The sequence below is a fragment of the Hydrogenoanaerobacterium sp. genome (genome assembly GCF_032017025.1).
Taxonomy (GTDB): domain Bacteria; phylum Bacillota; class Clostridia; order Oscillospirales; family Ruminococcaceae; genus Hydrogenoanaerobacterium.
This window is the reverse complement of record NZ_DALZQO010000044.1, coordinates 1-6,460: the sequence shown is the minus strand read 5'-3', so window position 1 is coordinate 6,460 and position 6,460 is coordinate 1. Positions and strand designations below refer to the sequence as shown.

10 protein-coding genes are annotated in these 6,460 nt (G+C 49.4%); 6 read left to right on the top strand and 4 right to left on the bottom strand.

What is annotated here, in order from left to right; translation table 11 throughout:
- The 6 genes from RTV33_RS15545 to RTV33_RS15520 form a co-directional block, all read left to right on the top strand.
- On the top strand, positions 1-179 hold a 179-nt coding region (locus tag RTV33_RS15545; RefSeq protein WP_312645770.1), incomplete at its 5' end, for a DUF4320 family protein.
- Entirely contained in the window at positions 176-724 is a 549-nt protein-coding gene (locus RTV33_RS15540) for a hypothetical protein (protein WP_018214012.1), read from the top strand. The genes RTV33_RS15545 and RTV33_RS15540, both read left to right, overlap by 4 nt.
- Before the next feature lie 109 nt (positions 725-833).
- Entirely contained in the window at positions 834-1,391 is a 558-nt protein-coding gene (locus tag RTV33_RS15535) for a DUF6550 family protein (RefSeq protein ID WP_018214011.1), read from the top strand.
- A gap of 76 nt (positions 1,392-1,467) precedes the next feature.
- On the top strand, positions 1,468-3,153 hold the full coding sequence (locus RTV33_RS15530) for a hypothetical protein (RefSeq protein ID WP_018214010.1): 1,686 nt from the start codon (positions 1,468-1,470) through the stop codon (positions 3,151-3,153).
- Positions 3,154-3,166: 13 nt separating this feature from the next.
- Positions 3,167-3,637 carry a hypothetical protein gene (locus tag RTV33_RS15525; protein WP_018214009.1) on the top strand — a complete coding sequence of 157 codons (471 nt, stop codon included), beginning with the start codon at positions 3,167-3,169 and terminating at the stop codon, positions 3,635-3,637.
- A 70-nt stretch (positions 3,638-3,707) separates the two neighbouring features.
- Positions 3,708-4,046 (top strand): DUF3852 domain-containing protein, encoded by a 339-nt coding sequence (locus RTV33_RS15520; RefSeq protein ID WP_018214008.1) that lies wholly within the window; start codon positions 3,708-3,710, stop codon positions 4,044-4,046.
- A gap of 177 nt (positions 4,047-4,223) precedes the next feature.
- Here RTV33_RS15520 and RTV33_RS15515 read toward each other — a convergent pair whose 3' ends face one another.
- From RTV33_RS15515 to RTV33_RS15500, 4 genes are all read right to left on the bottom strand, one after another.
- A complete protein-coding gene (locus RTV33_RS15515; RefSeq protein ID WP_018214007.1) occupies positions 4,224-4,946 on the bottom strand; it encodes a DUF5131 family protein in 723 nt (240 codons plus the stop codon).
- A gap of 54 nt (positions 4,947-5,000) precedes the next feature.
- The gene (locus RTV33_RS15510; RefSeq protein WP_018214006.1) at positions 5,001-5,207 is read right to left on the bottom strand and encodes a hypothetical protein; all 207 of its coding nucleotides are present in this window, start codon (positions 5,205-5,207) and stop codon (positions 5,001-5,003) included.
- A gap of 65 nt (positions 5,208-5,272) precedes the next feature.
- A complete protein-coding gene (locus tag RTV33_RS15505) occupies positions 5,273-5,743 on the bottom strand; it encodes a VOC family protein (protein ID WP_018214005.1) in 471 nt (156 codons plus the stop codon).
- 3 nt (positions 5,744-5,746) lie between these two features.
- Positions 5,747-6,460, bottom strand: a 714-nt coding sequence (locus RTV33_RS15500; protein WP_312645765.1) for a helix-turn-helix transcriptional regulator, incomplete at its 5' end; no start/stop codon positions are given.

Genomic DNA, 6,460 nt, shown 5'->3' with positions numbered 1-6,460 from the left:
AAAAGACAGGGCTTTCTCCCAGCGTGGAATGGTCTGAAACCGGCAGAATCCAGCTCAATGAGGAAGTCACGGTAACGGTCACCTACCAAACCAACATCGGGCTGTTTGGCGGCTTCGGCTCGTTCCCGATTACGCTGAGAGCAGATGCGGCGGGAAAGAGCGAGGTTTACTGGAAATGACGGATAAAATCAAGCAAATTTTACGGAGAAAAGACGGTGCGGGCTTTCCTCTCATTATCGCAATTACCCTGTCGCTGGTCATGATCTTCACGGGCATTTCAGAATACTTCCGTCTGATGATTGTGGCGCAGGGTGTGCGGGATGCAGTGCAGGCCGCCGTCATCTCCACCGTGGTGGAGAATTACGATGATGTGTACCACGGTGTGCGGGAGGGCTATTCGGGCGCTTACCAGCCCTATGCCGGAGATTTCGAGGAAAGTCTCGATTACGGCGATATTTATGACCGGCTGGACAACATCCTTGGACTCTCTTATAGCAGCGGATACCATGAAAAGCGCACGCCGGACGGCAAGCTGGAGTTTAAGGTCTGGAATCTGGAGGTGGACATCCGAAACGCGCCTCTTGCATCGGGTGACCAAGCTTCCGCCCGTTTTGAAGCGGACAGCACCATTCTGCTGGAGGTTCCCGTATCCTTTGGCGGGAAGCTGCTGCCGCCCATGACCATCAAGGTCAAGACCAGCGCCGGATACACGCCTAAATTTTGACTGTTATCAAAAAGTTTTCTATAATAACAGTAGACTTCCGGAAACGTTCATGGTAGGGTGTGAAATAACAAGAGGCTTATCAAAATATGGTAAATAGGAGGATGCTCTTATGAAAAATATGAATCCCAAAATGAAGAAGTGGCTGGCTGTCGCCGGGGGACTTGCCCTCTGCGTGATACTGGTGGTGCTGATCGGGCAGCGGTTCCAGACACCCAATCCGGTGGATGCGCCCCTCCCGTCCCAAAGCTCCGAGGTGAGCGATGTGACGGTAGACCCGTCCGGGCCGGACAGCACAGAGAAAGAAAAAGAGGTCACCGTAACTCCGCCCGATACCACCCAGCCGGTGAGCACCGACAACGGCGCGGTTTCCAGCGGCACGGAGCAGACCATTCAGGGCGATGTGAGCAAGCCGGAATATACCGAGGAACAGCTTCAAGACCCCACACAGAAGCCCAACGGCGAAAAGGTCACCGAGCCTCCCGCGGCAGTCGACCATGACAAGGTGGAACAGCCGAAGGAAACCCCGAAACAGGAATCCTCCTCTAAACCCAGCAATGGCGGAAACAGCATTCCTGGCTTTGATAACGTGCCAAACTTGGGCGAAAATCAAGTGATTGAGGGAAAAAGCGATGGCGACATCAACAAGCAAGTCGGTACGATGGACTAAAACTTAATACAATATATCCCAAGAGCACGGTTGAAAAATACCGTGCTTTTATTTTGCAAAAACACAGGAGGGCAAAATGAAAAAATTACTTTTGAGAGCCCTGCCGCTGTTCCTCGTTTTGTGTCTGCTCTGCCCGATGACTGCGCTTGCCGACACCGGCGGCAGCGGAAACATTGACGGCGGTGGCGGCGGGATGGGTCAGGGAACCAGCACCAATTCATGGAGTCCCGGTAATGAAGGTGTACGTGTCACGGTGGTTCGCGCAAGCGACCATGCGGTAGTTACTACTCCCATTGATTTAAGCAATAAGTCCCCATCATCTTCGATTTATCATTTCGGAAAGGTCAGCAAAATACAGTACAACAATGGCAGGAACTTGCAAGCTGTCCAAGGCGGTTATACCACCATAAAACCACCTCAGGCAATTCCAAAAGTTATCAGTACCAATGGCAGCAATAATATTGATGCACTCAAGAAATACTTTTGCTCTGAGTTTTTGGTGCAACTCATCGCAAATCACACTGGCATGGACTACGATGTTCTGATTGGCGGTGAGTACAAGTTGCTCCTTGAACCCTTTGCCTTTTATAAATTTGAGGGCAATATGTTTGCCACCACCGCTACTGAAGCGGCGCTCTATGATGAGCAGACCAGCGGCCTGTTAAGGCGGCGCATGGTATCCCTAACCCACAAGAATCTGCCGCTGGCCATGTTCCTGGAGGTAAGCGATCTCGGCTATCCCGCATGGGGAGGCAGCAAAACCAGCGCCGCCACCAATGCGGATATCAAGTCCAGCCTTGGGCTTGGCATCGTCCGCTTTGAGGAAAAGCCGGAGGAACCGCAGATTGACGCCTACGATTATGAGTACCGGGTCAACACCGACGTCATCACGGCGGTGCGCATCAGCGGTGGCCAGTCCGACCCTGACAGCCCCACCCGTGTCAGCTTCAACATTGGCGGCCAGACCTACAACGTGGGCAATGTTTATTACCCTGAAGGCGACAGCCAGCTTGCGTGGGTGAAATGGAGAACCCCTGATACCGAGCAGAACATGACCATTGAAGTGACGGTGTCCGGCCCCGGCAGCACGGCGAAAACGACCCTCAACGTAAAAATCGTTGACCTTGATAAGAACCCGCCGCCCAATCCCGTAGCCGATGACCGCAATGACAGCTTCTCCCGCACTTCTGTTCCAAGCAGAGCGGTGAAAAGCACGGCAAGCTGGAGTGTCTGGCGCCCGTGGTGGCAGGAATATTGGGTATGGCATGGGGATGATGAGGACGGATACTGGTGTGACCATGGATGGTGGGAATTTGATCTGGATCGCTACAGCGCCAGTCTAACCGCAGCCATGAGCATCCAGTGCGATGATAAAAATCCCACCGCCAGCGGAAGAGTTATGAAGTCAGGATACGGTATCAACCAGACCGTCACCGGGAGTGTCAGCTCCAGCCAAAGCTCGGCGGTTACCCAGCCGCAGAATGCGGTCAGCTATTTCCCTGAATTCGGCTACGAAGCCTACTGGCGGCTCTTGGATCGTATGGGATCGGGGCGGTTTGAATTTCAGAAAAATCCCTATTCCACCTACAAGAATCGGACTCATTTCAGCCCCATCTGGATGCTGGACGGCGCCTATACCGTCAACACATGGCTCATAGATGCGTGGACGCCCGATGGGATGCTGTCCGCCAACCTGACCGACAGCCTGACTATCCGCGGCAATCTGTGGCAGGATTGGCACGCCGGTCCCATCCAGCCGTAAAGGAGGGACGAGGATGGCATATGAACGCATTGAGGCTCCAAAAGGCAGCGTGTACCACTACACAAAAACGGATCGGCTGGAGGCAATTCTCAAGGATGGCCGCATCCGGCGGTTCGGAGATCGGGAGTGCTGGTTCTGCACCTCTCTTGCAGATACCCTGCGGCTTATGGAAATGACCGTCATGCAGGAGGGGCATCCTTACGTGGATGTGCAGGGCTTCTGGCGGAAATACCCCGCTTTTGTGCCGGAGGATTATGTGATTCTCCAGCTGGAGCCGCGCTATCAGAACGGCGATTGGGTGCGCTGGAATCAGGAGCTGCCGCCCGGCTGTTCCGCTGAGCTCCTTGCACAAGCGAAGGAATTCAGTGCGCTGAAAAAAGGATTTCGGGGCGACCTGAAGTTTTACCAAAACCCGCAAGTGCTTGCGGTAGCTCCGCTTTTGGAGGAACAGACTCCGGGCATGGACATGACCATGCAGCTATAAAAACAGAAAAAGAACAAGGCGGCGGGAGCGATCCTGCGGCCTTGTTCCTCATTTCGGAAAGGTGGTCTTTATGAAAAGATATAAAAAAATCGCGCTGGCACTCACGCTCGTTCTCATGGTAAGCCTGCTGTTTGGCACAACCGCTTTTGCGGCAAACGGCGACGTGGCCGGGGCGATTGAGGGAACGTGGAACGATGCCTCCGGGCAAATCAAGACGGTGGTCAACAAGGTGGTGTTCCCTGCAATCGACTTGATTCTGGCGGTGTTTTTCTTTGCCAAACTTGGGATGGCGTACTTCGATTATCGCAAACATGGGCAGTTTGAGTGGGCGGCGCCCGCCATTCTGTTCGCCTGCTTGGTGTTCACTCTCACGGCGCCGACCTATATCTGGACTATACTCGGGATGTGACTGTAAAACAAAAAGTAGGCAACCCGAGCCTGATAGCAAGGTTTGCCCATATTTTCATAGTAATCGTGATTAGTTTTGGTAGAACCGATTTAGTCTCAATAAGCTGTCTGCTCATTTGGTTCATACAGAATATTTGTTAAACAAAATAGGCAATAATGCTTTACTCCATTGATTTGATCAGAACAACCTTTTCCCATCTGAAATATCAATATCGAGCTCTTTTGCCACACTGTTTTGCTTAAATGGATTTATTTTTTCCACTACACCGTCACGTTTGAAAAGTGAGCCTGTATTCTTGAACCAAAAGGTTACATCTGCTGTTACGCATTGTTCACGGATATTAAGTACCCAATCATAATCGCACATACGGGCTTCTCGTCCTGTTTCGCCGCCAACGGTAACATGGTCTATGCCATCAAGATATGGTGTTAAATCTATCGCTTCTAAAAGTGGGGCGCAGGCAATAAAGCGCCGCTTTATCGGATAGGATAAAAAGAGCGGAAGCCTGTAATCGGCGAGTGTTTGATTTTCGGCAGTACAGCCAATATTCACATTGTCATAGCCTGTACCCCAATCAGACGGAAGCGATTGGGGGAAACGGTCAATTCGCTTTGTTAAAATCAAGAAATCAATATCTGTTCTTTCCTTGATGATAGCCCAAATGTCTTTACGCCACTCGTCTGCTTCTGGCAGGAAAAAGTCAGTCGCAAAACAGGTTGGAAGAATTTTGTTGCCTTTGATATTGTATTCTCCCTTTGCATTTTTCCTTGCGGGCCAATCAAATTTATCTGTTTTTTGTATTGTGCTTTGACCATAGCGTTTTGCATACGGCCCATAAAAATAGCAATTTGTACAGCCATCACTTATCTTGTAACAGCCTGTCCATGGCTCCCAGTTCATAGTATTCCTCCTCTTGGATGGGTGAAGCCGATGATGGCAGAAACGCACCGCTTGTCAAGTGCAGCGTTTGAACGTCACCGTCTGTGCCTTCATGGAGATCTTATCCACCTCATAGCCGTAGACGGGCAGCTCCTTCTTGAAGGTTAAAAAGGCGTGGTCGATGGGAAAGCCCAGAATCTGTTCAATCTCGGCATAGGTCAGCGCGAAGCTGTTCTCCGTGCGTTGACCTATCGCCTTCCAAAGCGGCTCATATTTACTCATTGTCCGTCTCCTCCAATCTTGTTTGGAATAAAATAGCGGCTTTGGTTTACCAAAGCCGCCGTGTATCACATACTAAAGCCTAACGCATACTGTTTTACAACCTCAAGAGGGAACATTGTGCGTGTAGCAACTTCTTCTGCCGACATGCCTTGATTAAAAAAGCGTTTGATAACCGTGGTCATATCCTCTGCAATTTCTACAATGTGCTTGTCGGGGTCATATACCCGAATATCACGCTGCCCCCACGGGTATTCTTTGATTTCGTGTACCCACTGCAAACTGGATATGCTTTTTAGTTTGGCGTATACCTTGTCTAAATCTTCCACTTCAAAATAAACTTGAAAGTTGTGCGATTGCTCTTTCACGCTATCGACTGATATGCCAACGAGTTCGGCATATCCTTGTTGCAGAGAAAACCCCTCAAAGGTCACATGTACGCCAATATCCATTACCGCGTTTTGATGAAGCACCTTTTCATAAAAATGTTTCGATGCGGCTATATCCTTAACCGCTAAAAGACAACCTTGATATTTCATTTTTCAATCCCCCTTTGAGGATAGTGTATCGTATATCTCTGTGCCGTCATAGTAAAAATCCGACATTGTTTTCAGATACTTTTGTGGGGTAACGCCACTGATAGCCTTGAAATCTTTATCAAAATGGGCTTGGTCGAAATATCCAGCTTGTTGCGACAATGCCGCAAAAAAGCAAGGCGATTTTTGAATGTGCTTTAATACATAATTAAAGCGAGTTAAGCGTATAAAGTCCTTAACATTCATCCCAATTTGCACAAGAAACAAGCGGTTTAGCTGTCGCCCACTATAATGGGATTGTCTGGCAACTTCTTTCACTTGTATTTGTCCATAATTATCAGAAATCACTTTGGTTGCCAACACCAAAGAGTCCGAAACAACATGCTTTTCCATGCGTCGGTATAAAATTTCCTCACAAGTATTCACCAAATCGGATACAGTTTTTGATGCTACAAAAGCCTGATGCAGCGAATAAAACAGCTCATTGTCAATATCCTCAAGCGTCAGTCGTTTATCTGCAAACTCCGCTTGGCTTTGACGAGTAATTTGATACAAACCATAGGGAGAAAGTTGTACAAGCAATAGGACATGATAACTATTTGGTTCCATTCCTAACAATACCGGGGTTAAAGATGCTCCCCACAGTTCAGCAATGACTGCGTTTCCGTCAAAAGCAAGCGACAATGTTCCGCAAGCGTTAGGCATAAGCGTATATTGTGC